34 protein-coding genes are annotated in these 23,878 nt (G+C 64.6%); 20 read left to right on the top strand and 14 right to left on the bottom strand.

What is annotated here, in order from left to right; all coding sequences use genetic code 11:
* Window positions 1–20 precede the first annotated feature (20 nt).
* The 6 genes from fliD to Tharo_RS01925 form a co-directional block, all read right to left on the bottom strand.
* Window positions 21–1,445, bottom strand: a complete 1,425-nt coding sequence (gene fliD, locus Tharo_RS01950) for a flagellar filament capping protein FliD (RefSeq protein WP_107219766.1) — start codon at window positions 1,443–1,445, stop codon at window positions 21–23.
* A 155-nt stretch (window positions 1,446–1,600) separates the two neighbouring features.
* Window positions 1,601–3,286, bottom strand: a complete 1,686-nt coding sequence (locus Tharo_RS01945; protein ID WP_107219765.1) for an HD domain-containing phosphohydrolase — start codon at window positions 3,284–3,286, stop codon at window positions 1,601–1,603.
* 343 nt (window positions 3,287–3,629) lie between these two features.
* Window positions 3,630–4,049: a type II toxin-antitoxin system VapC family toxin gene (locus tag Tharo_RS01940; protein WP_107219764.1), complete on the bottom strand. Its 420-nt coding sequence runs from the start codon at window positions 4,047–4,049 to the stop codon at window positions 3,630–3,632.
* Entirely contained in the window at window positions 4,046–4,294 is a 249-nt protein-coding gene (locus Tharo_RS01935; protein WP_159051648.1) for a ribbon-helix-helix protein, CopG family, read from the bottom strand. The genes Tharo_RS01940 and Tharo_RS01935 overlap by 4 nt, the downstream gene beginning before the upstream one ends.
* A gap of 108 nt (window positions 4,295–4,402) precedes the next feature.
* Complete coding sequence (locus tag Tharo_RS01930) at window positions 4,403–5,461, bottom strand: Rpn family recombination-promoting nuclease/putative transposase (protein ID WP_107219762.1); 1,059 nt, start codon at window positions 5,459–5,461, stop codon at window positions 4,403–4,405.
* Complete coding sequence (locus Tharo_RS01925; protein WP_107219761.1) at window positions 5,407–5,598, bottom strand: hypothetical protein; 192 nt, start codon at window positions 5,596–5,598, stop codon at window positions 5,407–5,409. Before Tharo_RS01925 ends, Tharo_RS01930 begins: the two co-directional genes overlap by 55 nt.
* Before the next feature lie 435 nt (window positions 5,599–6,033).
* On the opposite strand from Tharo_RS01925, the gene Tharo_RS01920 reads away from it, so the two are divergent.
* The 5 genes from Tharo_RS01920 to Tharo_RS17630 all read left to right on the top strand — a co-directional run bounded on the left by Tharo_RS01920 (window position 6,034) and on the right by Tharo_RS17630 (window position 7,624).
* On the top strand, window positions 6,034–6,204 hold the full coding sequence (locus Tharo_RS01920; RefSeq protein ID WP_107219760.1) for a type II toxin-antitoxin system HicA family toxin: 171 nt from the start codon (window positions 6,034–6,036) through the stop codon (window positions 6,202–6,204).
* An 11-nt stretch (window positions 6,205–6,215) separates the two neighbouring features.
* Window positions 6,216–6,641: a type II toxin-antitoxin system HicB family antitoxin gene (locus Tharo_RS01915; RefSeq protein ID WP_107219759.1), complete on the top strand. Its 426-nt coding sequence runs from the start codon at window positions 6,216–6,218 to the stop codon at window positions 6,639–6,641.
* A 134-nt stretch (window positions 6,642–6,775) separates the two neighbouring features.
* Window positions 6,776–7,072: a toxin-antitoxin system TumE family protein gene (locus Tharo_RS01910; RefSeq protein ID WP_211309648.1), complete on the top strand. Its 297-nt coding sequence runs from the start codon at window positions 6,776–6,778 to the stop codon at window positions 7,070–7,072.
* Window positions 7,053–7,400, top strand: coding sequence for an HVO_A0114 family putative DNA-binding protein (locus Tharo_RS01905; RefSeq protein ID WP_107219757.1), 348 nt, complete (start codon window positions 7,053–7,055; stop codon window positions 7,398–7,400). Before Tharo_RS01910 ends, Tharo_RS01905 begins: the two co-directional genes overlap by 20 nt.
* Window positions 7,397–7,624 (top strand): hypothetical protein, encoded by a 228-nt coding sequence (locus Tharo_RS17630; protein WP_170109998.1) that lies wholly within the window; start codon window positions 7,397–7,399, stop codon window positions 7,622–7,624. The genes Tharo_RS01905 and Tharo_RS17630 overlap by 4 nt, the downstream gene beginning before the upstream one ends.
* 22 nt (window positions 7,625–7,646) lie before the next feature.
* On the opposite strand, the gene Tharo_RS01900 is transcribed toward Tharo_RS17630, so the two are convergent.
* Entirely contained in the window at window positions 7,647–8,672 is a 1,026-nt protein-coding gene (locus tag Tharo_RS01900) for an Rpn family recombination-promoting nuclease/putative transposase (RefSeq protein ID WP_107219756.1), read from the bottom strand.
* Window positions 8,618–9,223 (bottom strand): Rpn family recombination-promoting nuclease/putative transposase, encoded by a 606-nt coding sequence (locus Tharo_RS17850; protein ID WP_159051647.1) that lies wholly within the window; start codon window positions 9,221–9,223, stop codon window positions 8,618–8,620. Before Tharo_RS17850 ends, Tharo_RS01900 begins: the two co-directional genes overlap by 55 nt.
* Window positions 9,224–9,391: 168 nt before the next feature.
* On the opposite strand from Tharo_RS17850, the gene Tharo_RS01890 reads away from it, so the two are divergent.
* The 3 genes from Tharo_RS01890 to Tharo_RS01880 all read left to right on the top strand — a co-directional run bounded on the left by Tharo_RS01890 (window position 9,392) and on the right by Tharo_RS01880 (window position 10,663).
* Window positions 9,392–9,868, top strand: coding sequence for a type II toxin-antitoxin system HicB family antitoxin (locus tag Tharo_RS01890; protein ID WP_245880975.1), 477 nt, complete (start codon window positions 9,392–9,394; stop codon window positions 9,866–9,868).
* A gap of 164 nt (window positions 9,869–10,032) precedes the next feature.
* On the top strand, window positions 10,033–10,359 hold the full coding sequence (locus tag Tharo_RS01885) for a type II toxin-antitoxin system RelE/ParE family toxin (RefSeq protein ID WP_107219754.1): 327 nt from the start codon (window positions 10,033–10,035) through the stop codon (window positions 10,357–10,359).
* Window positions 10,352–10,663, top strand: coding sequence for a helix-turn-helix domain-containing protein (locus Tharo_RS01880; RefSeq protein ID WP_107219753.1), 312 nt, complete (start codon window positions 10,352–10,354; stop codon window positions 10,661–10,663). The genes Tharo_RS01885 and Tharo_RS01880 overlap by 8 nt, the downstream gene beginning before the upstream one ends.
* Before the next feature lie 63 nt (window positions 10,664–10,726).
* Here Tharo_RS01880 and Tharo_RS01875 read toward each other — a convergent pair whose 3' ends face one another.
* Window positions 10,727–11,425, bottom strand: coding sequence for a DUF4351 domain-containing protein (locus Tharo_RS01875; protein WP_281257448.1), 699 nt, complete (start codon window positions 11,423–11,425; stop codon window positions 10,727–10,729).
* 227 nt (window positions 11,426–11,652) lie between these two features.
* On the opposite strand from Tharo_RS01875, the gene tnpA reads away from it, so the two are divergent.
* From tnpA to Tharo_RS01850, 5 genes are read left to right on the top strand one after another with little or no spacing between them, the layout of a single operon-like run.
* Window positions 11,653–11,958, top strand: coding sequence for an IS66 family insertion sequence element accessory protein TnpA (gene tnpA, locus Tharo_RS01870; protein WP_107219751.1), 306 nt, complete (start codon window positions 11,653–11,655; stop codon window positions 11,956–11,958).
* Complete coding sequence (tnpB, locus tag Tharo_RS01865) at window positions 11,958–12,317, top strand: IS66 family insertion sequence element accessory protein TnpB (RefSeq protein ID WP_107219750.1); 360 nt, start codon at window positions 11,958–11,960, stop codon at window positions 12,315–12,317. Before tnpA ends, tnpB begins: the two co-directional genes overlap by 1 nt.
* 29 nt (window positions 12,318–12,346) lie before the next feature.
* Window positions 12,347–13,972, top strand: a complete 1,626-nt coding sequence (tnpC, locus tag Tharo_RS01860; protein ID WP_107219749.1) for an IS66 family transposase — start codon at window positions 12,347–12,349, stop codon at window positions 13,970–13,972.
* Window positions 13,863–14,357, top strand: coding sequence for a type II toxin-antitoxin system RelE/ParE family toxin (locus Tharo_RS18050; protein WP_281257416.1), 495 nt, complete (start codon window positions 13,863–13,865; stop codon window positions 14,355–14,357). Before tnpC ends, Tharo_RS18050 begins: the two co-directional genes overlap by 110 nt.
* Entirely contained in the window at window positions 14,284–14,610 is a 327-nt protein-coding gene (locus tag Tharo_RS01850; protein ID WP_107219748.1) for an addiction module antidote protein, read from the top strand. Before Tharo_RS18050 ends, Tharo_RS01850 begins: the two co-directional genes overlap by 74 nt.
* Before the next feature lie 55 nt (window positions 14,611–14,665).
* On the opposite strand, the gene Tharo_RS17520 is transcribed toward Tharo_RS01850, so the two are convergent.
* Window positions 14,666–15,400, bottom strand: a complete 735-nt coding sequence (locus tag Tharo_RS17520) for a BrnT family toxin (protein ID WP_159051645.1) — start codon at window positions 15,398–15,400, stop codon at window positions 14,666–14,668.
* Between the two features lie 192 nt (window positions 15,401–15,592).
* Between Tharo_RS17520 and Tharo_RS01840 the strand changes: the two genes are divergently transcribed.
* Window positions 15,593–17,245, top strand: coding sequence for a methyltransferase regulatory domain-containing protein (locus Tharo_RS01840; protein WP_159051644.1), 1,653 nt, complete (start codon window positions 15,593–15,595; stop codon window positions 17,243–17,245).
* Between the two features lie 143 nt (window positions 17,246–17,388).
* Here the strand turns inward: Tharo_RS01840 and Tharo_RS01835 are convergent, their stop codons facing one another.
* Entirely contained in the window at window positions 17,389–19,092 is a 1,704-nt protein-coding gene (locus tag Tharo_RS01835) for a flagellin N-terminal helical domain-containing protein (RefSeq protein ID WP_107219746.1), read from the bottom strand.
* Between the two features lie 474 nt (window positions 19,093–19,566).
* Here Tharo_RS01835 and Tharo_RS01830 point away from each other — a divergent pair, with 474 nt between their 5' ends.
* The 3 genes from Tharo_RS01830 to Tharo_RS01820 all read left to right on the top strand — a co-directional run bounded on the left by Tharo_RS01830 (window position 19,567) and on the right by Tharo_RS01820 (window position 20,550).
* The gene (locus Tharo_RS01830) at window positions 19,567–19,863 is read left to right on the top strand and encodes a type II toxin-antitoxin system RelE/ParE family toxin (protein ID WP_107219745.1); all 297 of its coding nucleotides are present in this window, start codon (window positions 19,567–19,569) and stop codon (window positions 19,861–19,863) included.
* A gap of 1 nt (window position 19,864) precedes the next feature.
* The gene (locus tag Tharo_RS01825) at window positions 19,865–20,176 is read left to right on the top strand and encodes a helix-turn-helix domain-containing protein (protein ID WP_107219744.1); all 312 of its coding nucleotides are present in this window, start codon (window positions 19,865–19,867) and stop codon (window positions 20,174–20,176) included.
* 137 nt (window positions 20,177–20,313) lie between these two features.
* Window positions 20,314–20,550 carry a CCDC90 family protein gene (locus Tharo_RS01820; protein ID WP_107219743.1) on the top strand — a complete coding sequence of 79 codons (237 nt, stop codon included), beginning with the start codon at window positions 20,314–20,316 and terminating at the stop codon, window positions 20,548–20,550.
* A 14-nt stretch (window positions 20,551–20,564) separates the two neighbouring features.
* On the opposite strand, the gene Tharo_RS01815 is transcribed toward Tharo_RS01820, so the two are convergent.
* On the bottom strand, window positions 20,565–21,263 hold the full coding sequence (locus tag Tharo_RS01815) for an STAS-like domain-containing protein (protein WP_342749575.1): 699 nt from the start codon (window positions 21,261–21,263) through the stop codon (window positions 20,565–20,567).
* Window positions 21,264–21,637: 374 nt separating this feature from the next.
* Between Tharo_RS01815 and Tharo_RS01810 the strand changes: the two genes are divergently transcribed.
* Genes Tharo_RS01810 through Tharo_RS18045 form a run of 3 tightly spaced genes read left to right on the top strand, consistent with a single transcriptional unit; the run spans window position 21,638 to window position 22,597 of the window.
* A complete protein-coding gene (locus Tharo_RS01810) occupies window positions 21,638–21,925 on the top strand; it encodes a type II toxin-antitoxin system HigB family toxin (protein WP_107219741.1) in 288 nt (95 codons plus the stop codon).
* Complete coding sequence (locus Tharo_RS01805) at window positions 21,922–22,335, top strand: helix-turn-helix domain-containing protein (protein ID WP_107219740.1); 414 nt, start codon at window positions 21,922–21,924, stop codon at window positions 22,333–22,335. Before Tharo_RS01810 ends, Tharo_RS01805 begins: the two co-directional genes overlap by 4 nt.
* Window positions 22,328–22,597, top strand: coding sequence for a HigA family addiction module antitoxin (locus tag Tharo_RS18045; RefSeq protein WP_281257415.1), 270 nt, complete (start codon window positions 22,328–22,330; stop codon window positions 22,595–22,597). Before Tharo_RS01805 ends, Tharo_RS18045 begins: the two co-directional genes overlap by 8 nt.
* 183 nt (window positions 22,598–22,780) lie before the next feature.
* Here Tharo_RS18045 and Tharo_RS01795 read toward each other — a convergent pair whose 3' ends face one another.
* Window positions 22,781–23,182 carry a PIN domain-containing protein gene (locus tag Tharo_RS01795; protein WP_107219738.1) on the bottom strand — a complete coding sequence of 134 codons (402 nt, stop codon included), beginning with the start codon at window positions 23,180–23,182 and terminating at the stop codon, window positions 22,781–22,783.
* 6 nt (window positions 23,183–23,188) lie between these two features.
* Window positions 23,189–23,419: a type II toxin-antitoxin system Phd/YefM family antitoxin gene (locus Tharo_RS01790; RefSeq protein ID WP_107219737.1), complete on the bottom strand. Its 231-nt coding sequence runs from the start codon at window positions 23,417–23,419 to the stop codon at window positions 23,189–23,191.
* Window positions 23,420–23,878: the final 459 nt, after the last annotated feature.

Raw genomic sequence — 23,878 nt, 5'->3', positions numbered from 1 at the left:
CTCTCTGTCGAATCACCCGCTCACTTCGAACTCTTGAGCATGGCGCTCAAATTGTCGAACTGCTGGGTCAGGTAACCACTGGTCTGATTCATGCTCGCCACCATGCTGTCGAGCTGGCGGAACTGCTCGCGGTAGCGCGCGATCGTGGTCTCGATGCTCTCTTCCATGCGCGTGTAGCGCTGATCGAGGGACTTCACCTGCGCTTTCTGCGCCTTGGTAGCGTTGTCGAACAGGCCGTCACTGTCGAGCATCGGTGCGATCCGCGCCTCCAGGCGCGCGGCCAGCCCGGTGGACGCGTCGGCTTCAGTGCCGGCGAAAAAGGCCGACACGGCAGCGGGATCCGCGGCGATCTTGTCGGCGAGCGTGGTGCCTTCGGCCTTCAGCGAGCCATCGAGCTGGACGCGGATACCCAGGTCCGACAGCATGCGCACGTCGCCCGCCCCGCCCATCGCGGTGATCTCGCGGCGCAGCTGGGACTGCACCGAACGCAGCGTGCTGTCGCCGAGCAGAATGCCGGCCGAGCCGCTTTCGGCGTCGTAGCCGCTCAGGTCACGCAAGGCCGAGTGCAAGCTGTTGTAGGCCTTGACGAAATTATCGACCCCGTCCTTCACTCCGCTCTCATTGCGGCTCACCGTCACCGTCGCCGTGCCGGCTTCGGCTAGGCTCAGCTTGACCCCCTGGATCGCGTTTTCCACGGTATTGCTGCCGCTGGAGATGGCCACGCCATTGACCTTGAACGACGCATCCCGTGCTGCCACCGTTTCGCTAGCCGCGCCCGCGGGCGGGTTGAGCGGGTCGTAGGTCGCAGCATCGAAGGCGAACTTCGTTTCCAGCGCGGCATCGCCGCCGTCGTGGGCGAAAGCCACCGCGTTCACCGCCGCAGCCGTTCCGGTGGCGGTCGTGCTCAGCACCAGCCGCCAGGGCTCGGCGCTGCCGTCGTTGACCAGCGAAGCGGTCACTCCGGCGTTTTCGGCGTTGATCGCGTCGCGGATGTCGGCCAGCGAGCTCTTGTCCGCACTCAATGCGATGCTCAGCGTCTTCGCGTCATCGCCTTCGCCCACGTCGATCGTCAGCGTGCCGGCGCCGAGGTCGGTGTCGCTGGCGGCGAAACCGGCCGTCGCCAGGCTCTGCGCACGCGCCAGATGGGTAACCTCGACGTCGTAGCGCCCGGCGACCGCATCGGCCGACGACGTAGCCGTCACCGCGCTGCCCGACACCGTGCTCGACACCTGGCGGAAATGCGCCGGATCGGCCAGCTTGGTCGCGGCGTCGCGAAAGCTCGCCAGCGCGCTCTGCATGCGCCCGTAGGCCGAAATGCGCGCCTGCACCACTTTCTTCTGCTGCGTGATCGGCGCGAGCTTGCCGCGCTCGGCCGAATTGAGCTGGTCGAGCAACCCGTTCAGGTCCAGCCCCGAGCCGATGCCCAGGGCGCTGATGCTGGCCATGTCCTGCCTCCCGTCAACGTCGATCGTGGATTCTTCAACCGCCACGCCAACGGTCAGTGTGACAGGGCGCGGCGACGTGCACTCGGCGGAGAAGCCGCCAGCGCACGCTGCTGTTCGGTTTATCGGCGATCGGGACGCGGACTTGAGACGCCGCTTCAGGCGTCGACCGGGCACTCCTCCACCACCGCACCCAGACGCGCCAGCGCCGGTCCGCGCAGGATCTCTCCGGTCAGGGTTTCGGGGGCGGCGATGCGGTCGGTCAGCTCGACCTGGACCGGGCGGCGGTTCTCGTCGAGACGCTGCACCCAGGCCAGACGGTCGCCCTCGTAACGCACCAGCGCCCCCACCGGCAACGCACCGAAATGACGCAGGTGGCGCCGCACCCAGTTGGGATCGAAAGGCGAATCGGGGCGCAGCAGGGTGCGGTAGATTTCCGCCAGCGACAGCGGCGGGCGGTCGGCGCGGGCGCGGCGCATGGCCTCGACCGCATCCACCACCGCCGCCGCGCGCGCCAGCTCGCCGAGCGCATCGGCATGGGTGCCGTCGGGGTAGCCACTGCCGTCCACACGTTCGTTGATCTGGCCGACCACTGCCATCACCACGCTCGGGGCCAACCAGCGGCAGCGCGCCAGACGCTCGACCAGCAAGCCGACATGCTCGGCCAGGCGCGCGCGCGCCGGCGCATCGAGCGTCGTCGCAGCCATCAGCTCGGCCGGCAGCAGCACCTTGCCCAGGTCATGCACCATCGCCGCCGCCGCCACCGCCTTGCGCAGCGCGGGCGTCACCCGCGGCCCGCCCATCAGGTCCACCAGGTGCGCGGCCACTGCCAGGCCGTGGCGCACCGGCATCGGCTCACGGTGCATGCAGCGGGTGGCGAACAGCACCGCTTCGCGGTCTTCGTCGAGCAGCGTCAGCAGCAGGTCGGCATGGCGCGACAGCTGCGCCGGGTCCACGTCGCTGCCGTGCTGCAGCTCCAACGCCTGGGCATCGAGGTAGCCGGCAACACGCGCCAGCCGCCGCGCCATCGGCGTCGGGTGCACCAGCGCCGCGCGCCAGCCCACCGGCTGCTCGGCCCCGGGCGGCGGCGTGAGCAGCGGCGAGGGCTGCACGGTGCCGGCCAGGGTACCGTCCAGGCGCGCCACTTCGCGCTCGATCTCGCGCACGAACTGCCACAGCAGGCGCTCCTGCTCGGCGCTCGGGGCCTCGAAGCGGAAGCCGACGAACATCGCATGGCGACGGATATCGGTGTTGAAGCGGGTCGCCTGGGAGGCGATGATGAAGCGCGTGCCGTTGGGAAAGCACAACTCCACCTCCAGCGGCAGAGGCGCATCGCGCAGGCGGGTGCCCGACGACAGCGGCAGCGCCGCCTGGCAACCACCCAGCGACAGGTCGCGCAGGTCGCCATGAACACTGCCGGCGGCATCGGCGCTGCGCACGACTACGCCGACTTCCATGCCCGGACGCAGGCGCGCGCGAAACGCCTCGCGCCGCTGCAGCACGCCCAGCGTCACCGGATAGGGGCAATCGCAATACACCCGCCCCCCTTCCTCGCGCACCGCCTCGGCGACGATCGGCTCGGTGCGCAGCAGGCGTTCGCCGGCCCGCCCCAGCACGCGAAACGCCTGTCCGCGGCGCAACTCGCCGGCGATCCCGCGCACCGCGCCGATATCGAGCACCAGCACCTCGCCCGGACGCTGCTCGGCCACCAGCACCGGCTGCGGCTCGGCGTCGTCGCGCTCGAGGCGAATCCAGGCGCCGTCGGCATCGCTCAGCGCCCCCAACAGCTGTTCGACTTCGATCGGGTTGTCCACCCGGTTGTACTTGTCCTGCTCGTCGCCCATCGTCCTCGTCTCCACCCGCCCTGCAGCGCGGCCCCATGCACAAACCACCCGTTATTCCCAACGAGTGGCGGGCGGCCATTCTAAGCTTTCCACGGCCGGACGGGGCGGGGCGACGGCCGAGCGGGCCCCGGGCTGCGGGCATCGAGCACGGCACAATCACGGCCTGGCCCTGATCGTTCGGCATCCGGTCAGTAGGGGCGACCCAGCGGGTCGCCCCTACGGTTGGGCGAACACCTCGGCCAGGGCTGCGGGCGTCGAGCACGTCGTCGGACCAGGCTTCGAGCTGCGCCTCGGTCGCTGTGACGAGATCAGTGCGCCGCACCGTTCCATCGGCCGCGGCGCGCTACGCGTGGGGCGATATAACCGGAATCGTCTTGCGGCCGTGGCGCCGGTAGATGCCGAAATCGCTGTCGAGAGTCAGGATGCTGCAGGGTTCGAACAGCTCGGACATGCGCACGAGGCACGCGTCGGCCAGCGAGGCAGGCACGTTGTCGTAGCGTTCGAACAACCGGCGCACCGGTGCGATCTGTTCTTCGAGCGGCATGGCGATCCGAACTGCGCCGCGCTCGAGCAGCATGAGCGCCCGAGCGGGGTCGAAGCCGGCGCGAGCGAGCAGAAAGCACGTTTCCGCAACCACGGCCTCGCAGGTCAGGAAAGGGCCGGGAAATCGTGCGAACTGCGCCTTGGCCCAGCGGTGATGGCCGTCATCCCGGCAAAGCAGTGCGACCCAGGGTCCGGTGTCGAGGATCAGCCGGTGGTTCATTGCCGGCCGAAATCCTCGAGGTGGCGCGGGTTGGACGACAGGTCTGCAGGCCCGCCACTGAAGCAGCCTGCAAGATCGCCGGCCAGATCGAGCGCGGACGGTGCCGACGTGACTGCTGCACGCTGGTTCAGGTAACTCGCGAGTGCGCGGCGCATCAACTCGGACTTGCTGACGTGTTCGCGCTCGCTTGCCAGTACGAGGGCGCGTTCGAGATCGGGATCGATCTTGATGGAAAGGGTGTTCATCCTGCGTAATACCATTTGCCGAGCGGTATTACGCAGTGTAGTTGCACGCCGGGAGCGCGACAAGCCGTGTTCATGCCGCGAGTAAAACGGGGCCAGCCCCGATCCCCTTCAATGGCTGGCCGGCGGGGGCGACCCGCCGGGTCGCCCCCGCGGTTCGGCGAACACCTCGGCCAGGCTGCGGGCGTCGAGCACGGCGTCGGACCAGGCTTCGAGCTGCGCTTCGGTGGCTGCGCTGAGGTGCGCTTCGGCCCAGCCGGGCAGCTCGCCGAAGCGACGGGTCAGGATGCGTGCCAGCACGCGGGCCTCTCCGCGGAGGACGCGGGTCTCTCCGCGGAGGACGCCTTGCTGCAGCCCTTCCACCCGTCCTTCCATCCGCCCCTTCTGCTCACCCGCGGCGAGGTAGTCCTTGGCCCATTTTTCGATGCGTTGCGACAGCATGGTGTTCAGCTCCTGCAGATCGTCCAGTTCGGGCAGATCGATGGCGTAGGTGCGATTATGCCTGAGGACCGCACGCAGCCAGATGGCGACGATGCGGCGCACGCGGGCGAAGGCCGGGGCGCGGGTTTCGGCCTCCAGGCGGGCGACGAAGTCCTGGATCGCCGCGGGCGTCTGCAGGCGTTCGGCCTGGAAGATCGCGGCGGCGAGGTTTTGCGGCAGGCCGCGCAGGGTTTCGTCCGGGTAGGCGCCCTCGTCGATCAGCACGTAGCGCATCTGCGGCTGCAACGGTTTCAGAAATGCCGGCAGCGGCGGCAGCAGCGCCGCCAGCGTGGTCGGTGCGCGCCAGCGCCGCTCGCCGTTGTAGAGCACGATCGGCAGCACCGGCGGCAGCTGTCCGCCCGGGGCGAGCTGCTTCTGGCGGATCAGGTCCTGGTACAGCAGCCCCACATACACCAGCATGCGCAGCGCCATGAAGCGGTCAATGGCGTGCTGGAACTCGATCAGCAGGTACAGATACACCCAGCCCTCGCCGCTCTTCACCCGCCACACCACGTCGTCGGCGCGCTGGCGCATGTCCTCGCTGACGTAGTGGCCCTTGACCGGCTCCAGCGTGGAAAAGTCGAGCCGCTGCAGCCACGGATCATCGACGAAGCCGCGCACCAGGTCGCGCACCATCAGCGGGTCGGAAAACAGCAGCTTGTAGCCAGAATCGTGGTCGCGCGCAGGCATCGTTCGGCCTGGAAGATGGCGGCGGCGAGGTTTTGCGGCAGTCCGCGCAGGGTTTCGTCCGGGTAGGCGCCTTCGTCGATCAGCACGTAGCGCATCTGCGGCTGCAGCGGCTTCAGGAATGCCGGCAGCGGCGGCACCAGCGCCGCCAGCGTGGTCGGTGCGCGCCAGGTCGCGCACCATCAGCGGGTCGGAAAACAGCTGCTTGTAGCCGGAATCGTGGTCGCGCGCGGGCATGAGGGGCTGGCCGGGGTCGTGGGGTAGGCCATGCTATACCATGTGATTATGTTTTTGGTATAACATCAGCGGCCCGGAGAGACGCAACCTGCCTGGCGCGCTACGTGCAGCAGCGCCGCGTTGGCGACCCCGACAGCAGCAAGGCGGCGTTTAACCCCGATCCCAATCCCCTTCAATGGCTGGCTGTAGGGGCGACCCGGCGGGTCGCCCCTGCGGTTCGGCGAACACCCCGCCGGGCAGCTCGCCGAAACGACGGGTCAGCTGGCGCGCCAGCACGCGGGCGGCAATCGTGGGCGTTACCTTTCTGGGCACCGGTCGTCGTGCGTATGATCCACACCATGAACGGCACAGACCTGATCAAGCAACAGGAACGCGGCGGCTGGGAGCTGGCCAACGTGCGCGGCTCTCACCACGTGTTCCGCCACCCGGACAAGCCCGGCCACATCAGCGTGCCGCACCCGCGCAAGGACCTGGCGCACAAGCTGTTGAAGCTGGCCGGGCTCAAGTAAAGGAGACGACGATGAAATACCCGATTGCAATCGAGCCGGGCGACGGGACGCACGCCTGGGGCGTGGTGGTGCCCGACCTGCCGGGCTGCTTTTCGGCGGCCGACAGCGGCATCGACGAAGCCACCGACAACGCCAAGGAAGCCATTGCGGCGTGGATCGAGGCGGTGATGGACGACGGCGGCGACATTCCAGCACCGACCTCCATCGCGGCGCACCGCGCCAATCCCGAATTCGATGGATGGATCTGGGCCGTGGCCGAAGTCGACCCCGCCATCCTCGACGACAAGGCCGAGCGGGTGAACATCACCCTGCCACGCCGCGTGCTGGCCCGGCTCGATGCGCGCGCCCGTGCCGCGGGTGAAACCCGCTCGGGCTACATCGCCAAGCTCGCCATCGAGGCCCGGCCGATTTTCACGCCCGGCTCCGTTTCGCGGTGAGCCCTGTTGCCGACTACTACGACCGCAGCCAGTACGTCTCGGAAGCCTTCTTCTACACCGCGCCGACCCACCTCCGGACGACTAGCCGCTGGAGTAATTGACAACACGTCCAATGTGTTGTCAACATGTGCAACATGAAAGCCATGCAGCTCGTTTCGACGCGCATCCCTTACACGGCGTCGTCTTTCGCTGAACTCGTGCTGTGGCGCTTGCCTCGGCCCGTAGGGGGATCATCCCATGATTTCAAGTATCGACTCGCCTACGTCGTTCGTGGCGAATGCGTTCTCCGTTACGACAACGAAGCCGGAAAAGGCGATCATCGGCATCTCGGCCGAATTGAAAGCCCCTACGCCTTCACCACTCCGGAAAAATTGATTGCCGACTTTCAACGCGACATACAGAGGTGGAACGATGAAAACCGTGACGCTTGATGTCCGCTCACCCGCGGACGCGATGGCGGACTTTACCCGCGCCTGGGAATCGGGCAAACCACAACGGTCGGCCCATATCAGCTTTGCCACTCCCGAGCTGCTCTGGAAGGTGCTGACCGAAAAACGGTGGGAACTGCTGAAGGTATTGTGCGGGGCCGGTCCGGTATCGATTCGAGAGGCGGCCCGTCGTGTCGGCCGCGACATCAAGGCTGTTCACGGCGACATCACGGCGCTGCTCAACGCCGGTGTACTCGAACGCACGGAGGACGGCCGGATCGTCTTTCCGTTCGAGGCCGTGAAAGTCGAGTTTCTTTTGCAGGCGGCATGAAGGCGCACATCGGTGTTGATGTCGACTCTGGTCTGGTCCGCACCGCCGCCAATGTGGCGGACGTCACGCAGGCGCAAGTACGCACACGCCTGCGGCAAGCGCCTGGTCATCAAGATGGTCTGAACTACTGGGAACAGATCGTTGCGAAGAAGGGCGACTACCTGCTGATGTCATTTACCCATTGGGCCGCGGTAAACAATCGCTGCGCGCGAGTCCGCGAGTAAAACGGGGCGGCCCCGATTCCCTTCAATGGCTGGCCGGTAGGGGCGCCCCGCCGGGTCGCCCCTGCGGTTCGGCGAACACCTCGGCCAGGCTGCGGGCGTCGAGCACGGCGTCGGACCAGGCTTCGAGCTGCGCTTCGGTGGCTGCGCTGAGGTGCGCTTCGGCCCAGCCGGGCAGCTCGCCGAAGCGACGGGTCAGGATGCGTGCCAGCACGCGGGCCTCTCCGCGGAGGACGCCTTGCTGCAGCCCTTCCACCCGCCCCTTCTGCTCACCCGCGGCGAGGTACTCCTTGGCCCATTTTTCGATGCGTTGCGACAGCATGGTGTTCAGCTCCTGCAGATCGTCCAGTTCGGGCAGATCGATGGCGTAGGTGCGATTATGCCTGAGGACCGCGCGCAGCCAGATGGCGACGATGCGGCGCACGCGGGCGAAGGCCGGGGCGCGGGTTTCGGCCTCCAGGCGGGCGACGAAGTCCTGGATCGCCGCGGGCGTCTGCAGGCGTTCGGCCTGGAAGATCGCGGCGGCGAGGTTTTGCGGCAGGCCGCGCAGGGTTTCGTCCGGGTAGGCGCCCTCGTCGATCAGCACGTAGCGCATCTGCGGCTGCAACGGTTTCAGAAATGCCGGCAGCGGCGGCAGCAGCGCCGCCAGCGTGGTCGGTGCGCGCCAGCGCCGCTCGCCGTTGTAGAGCACGATCGGCAGCACCGGCGGCAGCTGTCCGCCCGGGGCGAGCTGCTTCTGGCGGATCAGGTCCTGGTACAGCAGCCCCACATACACCAGCATGCGCAGCGCCATGAAGCGGTCAATGGCGTGCTGGAACTCGATCAGCAGGTACAGATACACCCAGCCCTCGCCGCTCTTCACCCGCCACACCACGTCGTCGGCGCGCTGGCGCATGTCCTCGCTGACGTAGTGGCCCTTGACCGGCTCCAGCGTGGAAAAGTCGAGCCGCTGCAGCCACGGATCATCGACGAAGCCGCGCACCAGGTCGCGCACCATCAGCGGGTCGGAAAACAGCAGCTTGTAGCCAGAATCGTGGTCGCGCGCAGGCATCGTTCGGCCTGGAAGATGGCGGCGGCGAGGTTTTGCGGCAGTCCGCGCAGGGTTTCGTCCGGGTAGGCGCCTTCGTCGATCAGCACGTAGCGCATCTGCGGCTGCAGCGGCTTCAGGAATGCCGGCAGCGGCGGCACCAGCGCCGCCAGCGTGGTGGGCGCGCGCCAACGCCGTTCGCCGTTGTAGAGCACGATCGGCAGCACCGGCGGCAGCTGTCCGCCCGGGGCGAGCTGCTTCTGGCGGATCAGGTCCTGATACAGCAGCCCCACATACACCAGCATGCGCAACGCCATGAAGCGGTCGACAGCGTGCTGGAACTCGATCAGCAGGTACAGATACACCCAGCCCTCGTCGGCCCTCACCCGCCATACCACGTCGTCGGCGCGCTGGCGCATGTCCTCGGTGACGTAGTGGCCCTTGACCGGCTCCAAGGTGGAAAAATCGAGCCGCTGCAGCCAGGGATCATCGACGAAACCGCGCACCAGGTCGCGCACCATCAGCGGGTCGGAGAACAGCAGCTTGTAGCCGGAATCGTGATCGCGCGCAGGCATGGGGGCTGGCCGGAGTCGTAGGCAGGCCATGCTATCCCATATGGTTATGTTTTTGAAATAATCGGCAGCAGCCCGGAGAGCCGCAACCTGCTTGGCGCGCTGCGTGCAGCACCACCGTGTTGGCGACTCCGGCAGCCGCAAGGCGGCGTTTGACCCCGATTCCCTTCAATGGCTGGCTGTAGGGGCGACCCGCCGGGTCGCCCCTACGGTTCGGCGAAAACCTCGGCCAGGCTGTGGGTGTCGAGCACGGCGTCGGACCAGGCTTCGAGCTGCACTTCGGCAGCTGCGCTGAGGTGCGCTTCCAGCCTGCCGGGCTGCTTTTCGGCGGCCGACAGCGGCATCGACGAAGCCACCGACAACGCCAAGGAAGCCATTGCGGCGTGGATCGAGGCGGTGATGGACGACGGCGGCGACATTCCAGCACCGACCTCCATCGCGGCGCACCGCGCCAATCCCGAATTCGATGGATGGATCTGGGCCGTGGCCGAAGTCGACCCCGCCATCCTCGACGACAAGGCCGAGCGGGTGAACATCACCCTGCCACGCCGCGTGCTGGCCCGGCTCGATGCGCGCGCCCGTGCCGCGGGTGAAACCCGCTCGGGCTACATCGCCAAGCTCGCCATCGAGGCCCGGCCACACGCCTGAGATGTAAATGCTCGCTGTGCAACCCCAGCGCTTGATTCGCGTGGCTGAGGTTCATTACTGATCGGCGGCAACATCGAGCGTGCAGTGAAGTTGCTGAACGGGACTGGGAGAAGCGAAATGGCTACCCAGTTGCAAAAGTTATCAAATTCGCTAACCTCCAGGACATGAACTGGGCTGTCAGCTACTTCAATGAGCGCGTGCAACGCGAGATCACCGAGTGGCCGGTTGGCATCTACGCCGACTACCTTCGCCTGCTCCTACTAATGGAAGAGCACGGTGCCGACCTACGTTTGCCGCACTCACGTGCCATGGGCGACGGACTCTTCGAGTTACGTTGCAAGGGCGCGGAAGGAATTGGCCGTGCGTTCTACTGCACGATGGTCGGACGCGAGATCGTGATCCTGCACAGCTTTATCAAGAAGACGCAGGAAACGCCCGATCGGGAACTGAAAACAGCCCGCAAGCGACTGAAGGAGGTCAAACATGCATAGCGAGCAATTCAAGCCGGTTCGCCTGGACACCAAGGCGGAACTTGCCCGTGCCATGCAACGGCCAGGATTCAAGGCCGCGTGGGACGGATTGGAAGAGGAGTACGCTGCACTCAACGAACTGCTGCAGGCCCGCAAGCAGGCGGGCCTGACCCAAGAGGAAGTCGCAGCCCGCATGGGAACGACCAAGAGTGCCGTGTCGCGCCTGGAAGCCTCGATCCGCAGCGAGCACCATTCGCCCTCGTTCGCCACGCTGCGCAAGTACGCACATGCCTGCGGCAAGCGCCTGATCATCAAGATGGTCTGAACTACCGGGAACAGATCGCTGCGCGCGAGTCCGCGAGTAAAACGGGGCCGGCCCCGATTCCCTTCAATGGCTGGCCGGTGGGGGCGACCCGCCGGGTCGCCCCTGCGGTTCGGCGAACACCTCGGCCAGGCTGCGGGCGTCGAGCACGGCGTCGGACCAGGCTTCGAGCTGCGCTTCGGTGGCTGCGCTGAGGTGCGCTTCGGCCCAGCCGGGCAGCTCGCCGAAGCGACGGGTCAGGATGCGTGCCAGCACGCGGGCCTCTCCGCGGAGGACGCCTTGCTGCAGCCCTTCCACCCGTCCTTCCATCCGCCCCTTCTGCTCACCCGCGGCGAGGTAGTCCTTGGCCCATTTTTCGATGCGTTGCGACAGCATGGTGTTCAGCTCCTGCAGATCGTCCAGTTCGGGCAGATCGATGGCGTAGGTGCGATTATGCCTGAGGACCGCACGCAGCCAGATGGCGACGATGCGGCGCACGCGGGCGAAGGCCGGGGCGCGGGTTTCGGCCTCCAGGCGGGCGACGAAGTCCTGGATCGCCGCGGGCGTCTGCAGGCGTTCGGCCTGGAAGATGGCGGCGGCGAGGTTTTGCGGCAGTCCGCGCAGGGTTTCGTCCGGGTAGGCGCCTTCGTCGATCAGCACGTAGCGCATCTGCGGCTGCAGCGGCTTCAGGAATGCCGGCAGCGGCGGCACCAGCGCCGCCAGCGTGGTGGGCGCGCGCCAACGCCGTTCGCCGTTGTAGAGCACGATCGGCAGCACCGGCGGCAGCTGTCCGCCCGGAGCGAGCTGCTTCTGGCGGATCAGGTCCTGATCCCTTCAATGGCTGGCTGTAGGGGCGACCCGGCGGGTCGCCCCTACGGTTCGGCGAACACCTCGGCCAGGCTGCGGGTGTCGAGCGCGGCGTCGGACCGTAAGCGGTAACTGCCCGGCGTTGTTCCCGGTCGCATGATCGGCGTGGACAATCGCCTCCAGGTTCAACAACGGAGGCGGTGTTCATGGCAGGAGCAATCAAGCGCAAGTGGCGGCGGCGCAGTCGGGACGAGTGGCGGGAGGTGTTCGCCCGCCATGTATCGAGCGGACTGAGCGTGGCGGCGTTTTGCGCGCGCGAGTCGATCAGCGTCTCGAGCTTTCAACGCTGGCGGGCACTCGTTGCTCTGGCGAGCGGTGCAGCAGACGCTCGAACGCCGGCTCGGCAAGAGGCGTTCGTCGATCTGGGCGTGCTGGGCTCAGGCGGCGCCTCGCGCCTCGAGCTCAAGCTCGATCTGGGTGGCGGACTGGTACTGCACCTGGTGCGCGGCTGATGTTCTTCCCGGAGGGCACGGTACGGGTGCACCTGTATGGTCGGCCGGTCGATATGCGCAAATCCTTCGACGGGCTCTATGCACTGGCACACCACGGCGTGGGACAGGACCCTTTGTCGGGGCATCTGTTCGTGTTCATCAACCGGCGGGCGACCCAGATGAAGGTGCTGTACTGGGATCGCAGCGGCTTTTGCATCTGGGCCAAGCGGCTCGAGTCGGGGCGCTTCGTGTCGGACTGGTCCAAGGCGGTCAGCCGCGAGATGGACTGGACAGGGCTCAAATTGCTGCTCGAAGGCATCGAGCCGGCGCGCTTCAAACGCCGCTTCAAACTGCCAGAAATCGCGGTGAAAGCCGCATGAATGCTGGCTTTTGCGGTAAAATGCGGGCCATGACAACGCCCGTTTTCCTGACCGTTCCGACGCTTGCCGAGGCCGCCCGCTGGGCCCCTGAGCAAGTCGTGGAACTGGCCCAGGCGAACGCGGCCACACAGCGCCAACTCGATGCGATGCGGCTTGAGTTCCAGGCGATGAAACACCAGCTCGACTGGTTCCGGCGGCAGCTGTTCGGCCAGAAGAGCGAGAAGCGCCTCTTCGAGGCCGACCCGCATCAGATGCACCTGGGCGAGTTGCCGGTGCCCGAATCCTCGCCCCCGCCGCCTGGCAAGGACATCGCCGCCCACACCCGCCGGGCCCGCGCCACCGATTACGCCCGGGACGACGAGCCGGCGCTGTTCTTTGACGAGACCCGGGTGCCGGTCGAGACGATCGCGCTGCCCAACCCGGACGCCGAAGGGCTCGCCCCGGACCAGTACGAGGTGATTGGCGAGAAGACGAGTTTCCGGCTCGCGCAGCGCCCGGGCAGCTACGTCATCCTCAAATACGTGCGCCCGGTGATCAAGCACCGCGACACCCAGGTGATGTCTTGCCCGGCGGCGCCGGTCGGGGTGATCGAGGGCAGCCGGGCCGACGTGAGCTTCGTCGCCGGGCTCATCACCGACAAGTTCTGCTACCACCAGCCGCTGTATCGCCAGCACCAACGGCTCGGGGACAACGGCATCAAGGTCTCGCGCCCGTGGCTCACGCAACTCACCCACGCGGCGCTCTCACTGCTCGAACCGGTCTTTGTCGCCCAACTCGACTCGATCCGCGCGAGCCGGGTCAAGGCGATGGACGAGACCCCGATCAAGGCGGGCCGTGCCGGCCCGGGCAAGATGAAGGGCGGCTATTTCTGGCCGGTCTATGGCGAGCGTGACGAGATCTGCTTCCCCTATCACGAGGGCCGGGGCGGCAAGCACATCGCGCAGACACTGGGCACCGACCCGCCGCCCAAGGGGGCGGTGCTGCTCACTGATGGCTACGGGGCCTACGAACGCTACGCTGAAAAATGCGGGCTCACACACGCTCAATGCTGGGCCCATTCGAGGCGGAAGTTCTTCGATGCGCAGTCGGTCGAGCCCGAGCGCGCAGGCCAGGCGCTGGACATGATTGGCAAGCTGTACGCGGTGGAGAAGCACATCCGCGAAGCCAAGCTCGTCGGCGAAGCACGCCGCGCGCACCGGCTCGCGCAGGCGAAGCCCGTGGTCCACCAGTTCTTCGCCTGGGTCGATGCCCAGTTCGAATCCCAGGGCCTGCTGCCCAGCTCCCCCAGCTCCCCGCTCACCACCGCCATGGCGTATGTGCGCGAGCGCCGCGCCGCCCTCGAGGTGTATCTGGCCGACCCCGAGGTGCCGATCGACACCAATCACCTGGAGCGCGCCCTGCGCGTGGTGCCGATGGGCCGTCGCAACTGGCTCTTCTGCTGGACCGAGGTCGGCGCCAAATACGTGGGCATCGCGCAAAGCCTGATCGCCACCTGCCGCCTGCACGACATCGACCCCTATGCGTACCTGGTCGATGTGCTCCAGCGTGTCGGGCAGCACCCGGCCGCCGACGTGGCGCAACTCACCCCCAGGCTGTGGAAGCAGCACTTCGCTGCCAACCCGTTGCGATCCGATCTCTTCGCAATCTCGAAGTAGGCAAGGACGCCGGTCAGTTACCGCTTACGTCGGACCAGGCTTCGAGCTGCGCTTCGGTGGCTGTGCTGAGGCACGCTTCGGCCCAGGCGGGCAGCTCGCCGAAGCGGCGGGTCAGGGTGCGCGCCAGCACGCGGGCCTCTCCGCGGAGGATGGTGTTTGGGAACTCCGGGTCGATGTTGGGGCCGGATACCGCGTGTACTACGCCCATGTGGGCAACATGGTGATCATGCTGACCAGCGGCGGCGACAAAAAATCGCAGAGCCGCGACATCGAGCGTGCCGTGAAGTTGTTGAAGGACTGGGAGAAGCGAAATGGCCAAGGCACATCGAACCCACGAGGAAGCAACGGTCGAGATGTTCCGCAAGGACCCGGAACTGGCCGCTGACTACCTCAATTCTGTGCTGGAAGACGGCGACGAGACCGACCTGATGCTGGCCCTGCGTACCCTGAGCAAAGCATTCGGCGGTGTGCAGGAGGTTGCGCGTCAGGCCGACGTCAATGCTCATACCCTGTACCGGACCCTCTCCGAGAAGGGAAATCCCGAACTCAAGACCCTGTCGGCGATCCTGAAGGCGATGGGCATGCGCCTGGCCATCCAGCCGCTGAACCACCATCGGCAACACCACGCTCACGCCTGACACCACAACGACTTCGCGGTCGTCGACAGCACGGTCCATCAGCGTCTTGAGCTGCTCACGGGTTTGGCTGCAGGTGGTTTCGATGGTCATGGCGAGCTTGTGCAGATACTTCGCCTGAAGTCAGGGCGTCTGGCAATGCAGGCTGAATCAGGTTTTTTTCTAGGATTTCAACGCAGCGGTCGATAAAATCCCGTCTTGCCCGTTCGTCATGCACTACCTCTCTGAGAGCCTGCGCTATGGTTTCTACGTATTTTTTCTTTTTTGAGCTTAAAAGCCTTGCAGAAATAAACCTGAATTTTCCATTTCTAAGGCTCGCAATAGAAATGGTGTAGTTCATATCTCGGATCTTGGAGGGATGCATTATTTCTAGTTGATCTTCTTCGCGCCTCAAGTCGAGATCAGAAAAGATCACGCATCTTTCCCTATCTATTTTGTCGGGAATGGGAACTAGCAATGTCCCGAATTTTCTTGAATAACTGACAACTTCATCAAATCCAATGCCATGCCTGATGATGTTCTGCCCATTTTTGGGCGGATCATATTCGTAGAGTTCGCCGCTTGAATATGGATGCCCTTCGTGAGGAATAGAGTTGTAAAAATATGGCATTAAGTACTTGAGGGCATACTCCTCAACATCAAGCTTGCAATTGTAGCTGACTTGAATCTCCCCTTGGATGAATTTGAAAAGTAAATCTTTTCGATTTTTGGGCAGAGATTCAGAATTGATCTTCTCCTCAAATTCTTTTTTACTGAGGTTTTTGATGGCTCGCCAAGCTCCAGATATATCCATTTGAGCGTCCTATTATCATAAATTTTGAATCGCTTTCCCAGCATACCAGCAGCTTACAACATGCCGCGCCCTTTCACACCCTGCTCACGATGACCCATAGCAATTTTTCACGCTCGATTTTCGTGTGCAGCACCGTTTCGAGGCGCGGCCTGATATATGCTATCGACCACGATCTTAGCCCGGAAAATGACCATGACCGATATCCTACCCAGCCATACCGAAAACCTGGAATCGATGATCCAGGAAATCGCTGACTCTTACGACCGTAATCAGTATCTTTCGCATGCCTTCTTCTTCACCGCTCCCGCCTATCTTCGTGCAACTGCTTGGTTGTACGGTGTCGAAACGGCCCCTGTGGAAACCGCACGCGTGCTGGAATTGGGTTGCTCGGCAGGGGGAAACCTGCTGCCTTTCGCCCTTTCCTATCCGAACGCGACGGCAGTCGGCGTGGACCTCTCGTCGGAGCAGATCCGACATGGCCAGAAAATTGCTGCAAACCTGGGAGCCGGGAACCTGAGCCTGCATGCGATGGATTTGACCCAGATCGACAATAATTTCGGTCAGTTCGACTACATCATTGCGCATGGCGTGTTCAGCTGGGTTCCGCCCGAAGTCAAGCAGGCCATCCTGCGCATTTGCCGAGAAAATCTGTCCCCACAAGGCATCGCCTGTGTCAGCTACAACACTTATCCCGGATGGAAAGTGGGTGACATCGTGCGTGATGCGATGCAGATACACAGTCATGGCGCGGACTGCGACGCCGATAGGCTGGCGCGAGCAAAGGCCATGCTGACTCTCCTGTCTGAGGGGGTGGCCGTGGGCAATACACTGGCACCGGCACTGAAGTCTGCGGTCGCAAAGCTGCGCAAGCACTCTGACCACTACCTAGCGCATGAATACCTGGAATTGCACAACACGCCCTGCTATTTCATCGAGTTTGCCGAAGCCGCCCAGCAGGCAGGTCTAGCTTACGTTGGCGATGCCGAAGCCTTCTCTGAAATGAATGGAAGTTACGGACGAAATGTGCAGCTGAACCACAGCCTGATCGCTCTTGGTCAGCCCAAAGTCTTACGCCAGCAATACCTCGATTTCGCGATCTGTCGCAATTTCCGCAAGAGCCTGCTGATCGACGCCAAGCGTCATGCCGCCATCGGCAATGATCCCGACCTCGGGCGCCTAACCGACCTTCGCTTTGCGGGTCGATTCACAGAAACGGGCAGGGTGGATAACGCGCCGAAGCCGCGGCTGCAATACAAGAACCATAAAGAGCAGACGTTGACCACGAACGATGCCGTGATAGAGGCCGTCATGCGCAGTTTGACCGATACCTGGCCACGCTCGCAGAGCGTCGATGCGCTGCTCGATGCGCCTATCGTCGCTACAGCGCTGGCGCGTACGGCACCAGCCAGCCCGGCGCGTGAGCGCGTGCTGGCTAGCGTGCGCACGCTTTATCAAATGGGGATGCTGTACATCACGCGGGATGGGGACCCCTATGCGGAAGCCAAACCCGGTCTTCCCGCGCTGACGCCCGGTTGTCGATTGCTGACCGTGCCGCCGGATGCCACGGCTTCGGTCGGCGCCACCTCCTCGGTCGGCGTATTCAATCTGTGGCACGATGCCTGCAATCCCGGGTTCAAGCCAGCCGAGCGCTGGTTGCTGCCCTACCTGGACGGGACGCATACCGAAGCCCAGCTTCGCGCGCTGCTGCGCGACGCGCTGACACAAGGCCGGGTGCCGGCAACCGACGGGCGCTGGTTGACTGGGCAGCGCAATCTCGACGCTCGTGCCCAATCCATGGTCCGGCGTCTGCTGGATTTCCTGCACGAACAGGGGCTGCTGCGCTGATCCGCGCCACAAGCCAGCGCGAAGCTTGAGCGTGCGTAGCCTCCAAAAAACGGAGGCCGGAAAAACAACAGGCGCCGCAGGGCGCCTGTTGTAGAACCGCGGAAGCGGAAAAACGGGTTTCCCACTTCCGCGAAAAGCTGCGATCAACGCAGCAGCGACAGCACGCCCTGCGGCACCTGGTTGGCTTGGGCCAGCACCGAGGTGCCGGCTTGCTGCAGGATCTGGGCGCGGGTCATGTTGGCCACTTCCACCGCGTAGTCAGCATCCTGGATGCGGGAGCGGGCGGCCGACAGGTTGGTGGCGGTAGTGCTGAGGTTGGTGATCGCCGAATCGAAGCGGTTCTGAATTGCACCGAGGTCGGAACGCAGGGCGTCGACCGTCTTCAGCGCATCGTCCAGCATACCCAGCGGATCTTCGGTGACGGTGGAGTCACTGACGGCATCCTTGGTCAGGCGGCCTTCCGCGGTCACGTAAATCTCGTTGGCCGCGCCATCGGTGATCTTGCCGTTGTCGTTGAGATAGACGGCTGCATCGGCAGAAGTGCCCAGACTGTAGTCGTCTTCAAAGCCGGAAGTGTAAACGGCCGCGGTAAATGCATGAGTGGTTTTGACCACTTCGTTGACGATGCTGTACTTGTCGGCAGTCGTGCTGGTGTCGCCATCGAAATCGACGTTGTACTGCTTGGCTGCGTTGCCCGCAGCTTCAAGTTCGTCGATCAGATCGTCGTAGGAAATCTTGCCGCCCACGACGTCGAGGGTTGCAGCTACACCAGTCGTCGAAACCTCGTATTTCGTACCTTCGGCAGTGGTGATGCTGCCGGCCACTCCCGCGGCAAAGCGGGCATTGCTGCCGATTTCAGTCACCAAATCTTCAATGGTCGCAACGCCGGTGCCATTCGAGTCGGTCAGGCTCAGGTCCATCTCGCCCGCCGTACCGGTCAGGTAAAGATTGCTGCCGGTCTTGGCGTCGGTCAGGGTGCCGGAGGACGAGACATTGACACTGGTCTCGACACCGCCGAGCTTGACCACGATGGTGTTCGTCTCCCCTACGCTCGGGGTCAGTCCGAGATCGGAACCCAGACTGGCGACGGTGGCGTCCTGCTTGTCGTAGGTGAAGGATTTGTTGTCAGCATCGTAGGTGTAGCTTTCGGTGGCGCCGACCAGGATGGTGCCGCCATCTTCCAGGTTGGCGAATACGTCACTGACGGTCGATGCGGTGTTGAAGCCGGTCTTGTTATATTTGCCTTCGACGGTGCCGTCCTTGGTAAAGCCGTTGGCCAGCAGGTTCTGCACGTCGGCGCCATCGTTGGCCGCGCCGACGCCGTTGACGTTGAAGCCGGTCAGGTCGAGCGTGCCGACGTCGATCTTGCTCAGGTTGATCGAAATCGTCTCGCTGTCGTTGGCGCCGACCTGGATGGACAGGGTCTGGTCGGAGGCGAGCACCTTGGTGCCGTTAAAGCTGGTTTCTTCCGAGATGCGGTTGATTTCGTTCAGGCGCTGGCCGATTTCGTTCTGAATGGAATCCAGGTCTTCCTGGCTGTTGGTGCCGTTCTGCGCCTGCACGCTCAGCTCGCGGACGCGCTGCAGGTTGTCGTTGATCTGGTTGAGCGCGCCTTCGGCGGTCTGGGCGGCGGAGATGCCGTCGTTGGCGTTGCGCTGGGCTTGCTGCAGGCCGGTGATCTGGCTGCTCATGCGGTTGGCGATGGCCTGGCCGGCGGCGTCGTCCTTGGCGCTGTTGATGCGCAGCCCGGAGGACAGGCGCTGCATGGAGGTGGACAGCGCATTTTGCGACTTCAGCAGGTTGCTCTGGCCGATCAGCGAAGTGATGTTGGTATTGATGACGGACATGATGAATCCCCTATGTTGGTAAGTCCAAGCTGGCCGGTGCCGTGCCGCGGCTGCGCCGCAATCGCCCGCCCTGCCGCAACGGCGGTAACCACCGTTGCTAGGTGTATCGGGCGGAGGCGGAAAAGCTTTAGGGCGGGGGGCGAAAAATCTTGCGCGGCATGCGCCGGGGGAAGGGGAAAAGGGGGCTGGTCCCTGCTTCACCGTCAGGGCGACCCGGCGGGACCCGCCGGGTCGCCCCTACCGCACGCCGCCGGCATCACCGCCGGCATGGCGCTGCGCCTGGCTGCATGGCTGGGCACGTCGCCCAAACTAGTCAGGGGATGCAGACGCAGTTCGGCTTGTGGCAGGCCGGGCAGCAACCCGCGCCCGCGATTCGGCCGCTGGAGCGCAGGGCCGCCTGACCCGCAGGCTCAACAACGCACTTCCCGATTTCCTGCAGCTTGCGGAGATGCGGGATTCCCGTACAATCAGAACATGCGTACAGTGATCGAAACACCGACCTTCCAGAAACAGGCCGACAAACTGTGGACCGAAGGTGAGCGGCTGGATTTCATCACCTGGGTTGCCGAGCACCCCGAGGCAGGCGACGTGATCCCCGGCGCAGAAGGAGCGCGCAAAGTCCGCTGGCAGCGCCCGGGAGCCGGCAAATCTGGCGGCTCCCGGGTCATTTACTTCAACCTGGCGGCCGACGAAGTGCTACTACTGGTGGCGGTCTACGCCAAATCAGCACGTGAAAACCTGTTACCGAAAGACATTCGGAAAGGGCTGTGACATGAAAGACATCGACAAGATCGCCCGCGCCATCGAGGCCGACGCCGGGGAGGCACTGCCCGACTTGCGCCAGGCGCTGGCAGAGGCCCAGGCCGGGCTGGGACGGGTCACCACGCCGGCGCAGATGCTGCTGCGCCAGGCCCGCCAGGCGTCTGGACTGACACAGCAGGCCTTTGCCGAGCGCATCGATACGCCAGTGGCCACGCTGCGCGACTGGGAACAGGGGCGCTTTGCACCGCCGGGCGGCGTGCTGTGCCTGCTACGCCTGATCGTGCGCCATCCCGAGCTGGCGCAGGAGCTGCAAGCAGCGTGACCCACCCCCGGTCCCAGCCTGCCTTCGCCCCATGGGTGCCGTCAGCCCCTATTTCACCCCAATCCGGTGGTTCGTCAGGGCGACCCACCAGGTCGCCCCTACAGCTTGCCCCCCCGGTCCCGGCCTACCTTCGCCCCATGAGCACCGTCACCTTCGACACCCGCGAATTCACGCGCAAACTGCGCGACGCAGGCTTCGACGAGAAGCAGGCGGAGACCGTCGTGCGCGTGCTCGCCGAGTCGCAGGAAAAACTGGTCACGCGCGAGCATTTCGACGCCAAGCTCGAGGCACTGGAACTGCGCCTGACCATCAAGCTCGGCGGCCTGATCGCCGCCGGCATCGGCATCGTCGCGGCCATCCTCAAGCTGGGCTGAAACACCTCCCGACCTCAGGCCGCTTGCGCGCGCGCAATCATGTTGCGCACGCCCTCGCTCAGGTGAATCGGCAGCATTTCCAGGCCAGGGTGTGACGCCTGGAACACACGGAAGACTTCATCCGCAAACGCTTGCCCGATCTCCTCGACGCCGGCAAAGTCGAGCACCACCGTCTGGAATCGCTCGAAGCGCATCGTCAGCCGCTTCGCCTGCGAGCGCGAGACCAGCTTTTCCCCCTCATGCTGCGCCAGCCGGACCGGCACAATGGTCTTGGCAAAGGTGTATTCCTCGGGCGCCGCAAACGCATCGAACACCCCTTTTGTCGTGTGCGCGCTGTCGTTGGCAAGCGTCATCGACACCGTGGTACCGGACACCTCGCCCTCGCCCTCGCCCTCGATCAGCCAATCGTCACTCGCGGCCTCGTGCGAGAACAACAGGTTGCGCGACATAATCGAAAACCGATCGAACATGCGCGACGAGAAGAACACCCCCTCGCCACTGTGTCGCGCCGGGTCCGTGGTCAGCTTGCCCTTCGCCAGCTCCAGAATCGACTCGCGTGGATCGTACAGCCCCATCAGCCGCTGAATGCGATGAAAAATCCCCTCGCCGTCATCGCTCACGCGAACGGTCGTTCGCAGCGCATTGCGCTCGATGAGCACGGACACCTGCCGCCCCTCTGAATGATCGATCGCGTTGTTGACCATCTCGGTCACGCCGTAGCGCAGCGGGGAAAGGGGCCAGCCCCCTATTTCCTGTTCGCCGGGACGTAGGGGCGACCCGCCGGGTCGCCCCTACCACGCGCCGGCATCACCGCCGGCATGGCGCTACGCCTGGCTGCATGGCCGGGTACGTCACCCGAGCTATGGCTGGGGATGCAGACGCAGTTCGACCTATGGCAGGCCGAGCGCATCCTGTCCTCCCTTGGGTGGCGAGCGTCAGCGGGAGGGCGGGGAGGATGCCGCGGATGCTCTGGCGCAGGTGATCGATGCCAGCCAAGGGCTGGCCGGTTTGGGCGTTGATGCCGAGCATTTCTGATCTTCGAACATGACCCGCTTGCACTTATCTCAATTTGAGATAATCTACTTCCATGAGAATCATCAGCAACAGCGCCTTGCGAGCCTTCGCTGCCGATCATCCTCAGGCCGAGGCCCCCTTGCAGGGATGGCGGCGGGTGATTGAAAAGAACCGGTTTCCCAACTGGGCCGAGCTCAAGGCCGCCTTCAATGCGGTGGACAAGGTTGGCGAGTTGGTGGTGTTCGATATCGGCGGCAACAAGTACCGCCTGATCGCTTCCATCCGGTTCGAGAAGCAGATCGTCTATATCAAGGCGGTGCTGACGCACCGGGATTACGACAAAGGAGCGTGGAAACCATGAATGTCCCCATCGACGTGAAACGCCTGCTCCCGATCTGGGAACACTTCCGTGCCGCCACCGACATCGCCCCGATCCGGGATGAAGCGCACTACGCGCGCATGACCGAGATGCTCGAAGCCTTGCTGGACGAAACCCAGGGTGACGAAGCCCATCCCGCCATGGGGCTGGTCGACATCGTGGGCGACCTGATCGAGGACTACGAGGCGGAGCATCACCCGTTGCCCGAGGCCACGGGCGTGCAGGCCCTGAAGTTTCTGATGGAACAGCACGGTCTGAAGCAGAGCGACCTCACCGAGATCGGCAGCCAGGGGGTCGTTTCGGAAATCCTGACCGGCAAGCGCGAGCTCAACATTCGCCAAGTGCGGGCGCTGAGCGAGCGATTCGGGGTTTCGGCTGCAAGCTTTGTTTAAAGGGCCGCATCGCATTCAATGCGAATGGGATTGGTCAGCCCTTGGTTCTGTTTCCCCCCTGGGTCGCCCGGATGTAGGGGCGACCCGGCGGGTCGCCCCTACCGCACGCGCCGGCATCACCGCCAGCATGGCGCTACGCCTGGCTGCATGGCTGGGCACGTCGCCCGAACTATGGCTGGGGATGCAGACGCAGTTCGACCTGTGGCAGGCCGGGCAGCAGCCCACGCCCGCGATCCAGCCGCTGGAGCGCAGGGCTGCCTGACACGATGGAGGGATGCGAGCGAGGGGACAGCAGGGAAGGGGGTCAGACCCCTATTTCACCCAATCCGGTGGTTCGTCAGGGCGACCCGCCGGGTCGCCCTGACGGGGTCAGCGGGGCAATTCGTCGGGACGTAGGGGTCAGGCAGGTTGTCGAATTTTGCCTTGGCGTAGGCGATCCACCCCCTCACTGAGCCAGCCAGTTCTCCACCACCAGGCCCGGAACGCGGCTGAACTCCTTCACGTTATCGGTGACCAGCACGGCACCAAGGGCAAGCGCCTGCGCCGCAATCCAGAGATCATTACCACCGATCGGCGTGCCTTGCCGCTCGAGCGCGGCACGGATCCGTGCATAGTGGGCGCTCGTCGCGGCATCCACCCGCGGCACCGCAAGCCCCGCAACCACCTGCTCCAGCCGTGCACGGTTACGCTCGACCTGTTCGCTCTTCTCCACACCGGTCTGGAGTTCGCCCAGGACGATGGGCGAAAGAACGACTGCAGAGGCCGGCAAGGACTCGAGCCGCGCGCGAACCGCCGGGTGGGCCTTCAGCGCAGCGATGAAGATATTGGTATCGAGCAGGTGCGTCATGCGGGCTCAATCCCACCCGGCGACCGGCTCGGCCGGCGTATCGGCCGGCGCCGCCAGATCGAGCCCGCCTTCCTGCCAGCAGGGCCGAAATACATCCGCCGCCGAACGCGTCGTATCCGGCACCAGACGAGCGACGACTCGCCCACGCCGGGTGATCGCCACCTCCTCGCCACCCTCCACTGCCGCCAACAGCGCTGAAAACTGGCTCTTGGCCTCGACAACCGCAACGGTACGCATGACATCGCTCCAGGTGACCATATGGACAGAGGATAGCAGCCAAGCAGCGCCAACGGATACAAGCCTGAGCTCCCGCCAGCGGAAAAGGGCCAGCCCCCTATTTCGCGCCGGGTCATCGGGGCAATTCGCCGGAACGTAGGGGCGACCCGCCGGGTCGCCCCTACCGCACGCCGCCGGCATCACCGACGGCGCCAACAGTCAGGACGCCATTTTTCGAAGGAAAAAGGGGTCAGCCCCCTATTCCACCCCTCGGTGGTTCGTCAGGGCGACCCAACGGGTCGCCCCTACCGGGACGCCGGGGCAATTCGCCGGGACGTCGGGACAATTCGCCGAGATGTAGGGGCGACCCGGCGGGTCGCCCCTACCGCGCCCGCCTGAGGAACAGGGCAGAGACGCGCGAGCCGAAGACCCTGCGGATCTTGCAGTTTTTTGACGCCTTCGCCCTAAAGTTCGGCGTCC

Origin of the sequence: Thauera aromatica K172 (genome assembly GCF_003030465.1) — a bacterium.
Taxonomy (GTDB): domain Bacteria; phylum Pseudomonadota; class Gammaproteobacteria; order Burkholderiales; family Rhodocyclaceae; genus Thauera; species Thauera aromatica.
The sequence above is the reverse complement of the archived record's forward strand: the minus strand, read 5'-3'. Positions and strand labels throughout refer to the sequence as shown.

What these genes read in the sequence shown, in the direction of transcription:
- fliD (WP_107219766.1), bottom strand. Translation starts at nt 1,445, where the DNA reads ATGGCCAGCATCAGCGCCCTGGGCATCGGCTCGGGGCTGGACCTGAAC.
- Tharo_RS01945 (WP_107219765.1), bottom strand. Translation starts at nt 3,286, where the DNA reads ATGGGCGACGAGCAGGACAAGTACAACCGGGTGGACAACCCGATCGAA.
- Tharo_RS01940 (WP_107219764.1), bottom strand. Translation starts at nt 4,049, where the DNA reads ATGAACCACCGGCTGATCCTCGACACCGGACCCTGGGTCGCACTGCTT.
- Tharo_RS01935 (WP_159051648.1), bottom strand. Translation starts at nt 4,294, where the DNA reads ATGAACACCCTTTCCATCAAGATCGATCCCGATCTCGAACGCGCCCTC.
- Tharo_RS01930 (WP_107219762.1), bottom strand. Translation starts at nt 5,461, where the DNA reads ATGCCTGCGCGCGACCACGATTCTGGCTACAAGCTGCTGTTTTCCGAC.
- Tharo_RS01920 (WP_107219760.1), top strand. Translation starts at nt 6,034, where the DNA reads ATGAACGGCACAGACCTGATCAAGCAACAGGAACGCGGCGGCTGGGAG.
- Tharo_RS01915 (WP_107219759.1), top strand. Translation starts at nt 6,216, where the DNA reads ATGAAATACCCGATTGCAATCGAGCCGGGCGACGGGACGCACGCCTGG.
- Tharo_RS01910 (WP_211309648.1), top strand. Translation starts at nt 6,776, where the DNA reads ATGAAAGCCATGCAGCTCGTTTCGACGCGCATCCCTTACACGGCGTCG.
- Tharo_RS01905 (WP_107219757.1), top strand. Translation starts at nt 7,053, where the DNA reads ATGAAAACCGTGACGCTTGATGTCCGCTCACCCGCGGACGCGATGGCG.
- Tharo_RS17630 (WP_170109998.1), top strand. Translation starts at nt 7,397, where the DNA reads ATGAAGGCGCACATCGGTGTTGATGTCGACTCTGGTCTGGTCCGCACC.
- Tharo_RS01900 (WP_107219756.1), bottom strand. Translation starts at nt 8,672, where the DNA reads ATGCCTGCGCGCGACCACGATTCTGGCTACAAGCTGCTGTTTTCCGAC.
- Tharo_RS17850 (WP_159051647.1), bottom strand. Translation starts at nt 9,223, where the DNA reads ATGCCTGCGCGCGATCACGATTCCGGCTACAAGCTGCTGTTCTCCGAC.
- Tharo_RS01890 (WP_245880975.1), top strand. Translation starts at nt 9,392, where the DNA reads ATGGCTGGCTGTAGGGGCGACCCGCCGGGTCGCCCCTACGGTTCGGCG.
- Tharo_RS01885 (WP_107219754.1), top strand. Translation starts at nt 10,033, where the DNA reads ATGAACTGGGCTGTCAGCTACTTCAATGAGCGCGTGCAACGCGAGATC.
- Tharo_RS01880 (WP_107219753.1), top strand. Translation starts at nt 10,352, where the DNA reads ATGCATAGCGAGCAATTCAAGCCGGTTCGCCTGGACACCAAGGCGGAA.
- tnpA (WP_107219751.1), top strand. Translation starts at nt 11,653, where the DNA reads ATGGCAGGAGCAATCAAGCGCAAGTGGCGGCGGCGCAGTCGGGACGAG.
- tnpB (WP_107219750.1), top strand. Translation starts at nt 11,958, where the DNA reads ATGTTCTTCCCGGAGGGCACGGTACGGGTGCACCTGTATGGTCGGCCG.
- tnpC (WP_107219749.1), top strand. Translation starts at nt 12,347, where the DNA reads ATGACAACGCCCGTTTTCCTGACCGTTCCGACGCTTGCCGAGGCCGCC.
- Tharo_RS01850 (WP_107219748.1), top strand. Translation starts at nt 14,284, where the DNA reads ATGGCCAAGGCACATCGAACCCACGAGGAAGCAACGGTCGAGATGTTC.
- Tharo_RS17520 (WP_159051645.1), bottom strand. Translation starts at nt 15,400, where the DNA reads ATGGATATATCTGGAGCTTGGCGAGCCATCAAAAACCTCAGTAAAAAA.
- Tharo_RS01840 (WP_159051644.1), top strand. Translation starts at nt 15,593, where the DNA reads ATGACCGATATCCTACCCAGCCATACCGAAAACCTGGAATCGATGATC.
- Tharo_RS01835 (WP_107219746.1), bottom strand. Translation starts at nt 19,092, where the DNA reads ATGTCCGTCATCAATACCAACATCACTTCGCTGATCGGCCAGAGCAAC.
- Tharo_RS01830 (WP_107219745.1), top strand. Translation starts at nt 19,567, where the DNA reads ATGCGTACAGTGATCGAAACACCGACCTTCCAGAAACAGGCCGACAAA.
- Tharo_RS01825 (WP_107219744.1), top strand. Translation starts at nt 19,865, where the DNA reads ATGAAAGACATCGACAAGATCGCCCGCGCCATCGAGGCCGACGCCGGG.
- Tharo_RS01820 (WP_107219743.1), top strand. Translation starts at nt 20,314, where the DNA reads ATGAGCACCGTCACCTTCGACACCCGCGAATTCACGCGCAAACTGCGC.
- Tharo_RS01810 (WP_107219741.1), top strand. Translation starts at nt 21,638, where the DNA reads ATGAGAATCATCAGCAACAGCGCCTTGCGAGCCTTCGCTGCCGATCAT.
- Tharo_RS01805 (WP_107219740.1), top strand. Translation starts at nt 21,922, where the DNA reads ATGAATGTCCCCATCGACGTGAAACGCCTGCTCCCGATCTGGGAACAC.
- Tharo_RS01795 (WP_107219738.1), bottom strand. Translation starts at nt 23,182, where the DNA reads ATGACGCACCTGCTCGATACCAATATCTTCATCGCTGCGCTGAAGGCC.
- Tharo_RS01790 (WP_107219737.1), bottom strand. Translation starts at nt 23,419, where the DNA reads ATGCGTACCGTTGCGGTTGTCGAGGCCAAGAGCCAGTTTTCAGCGCTG.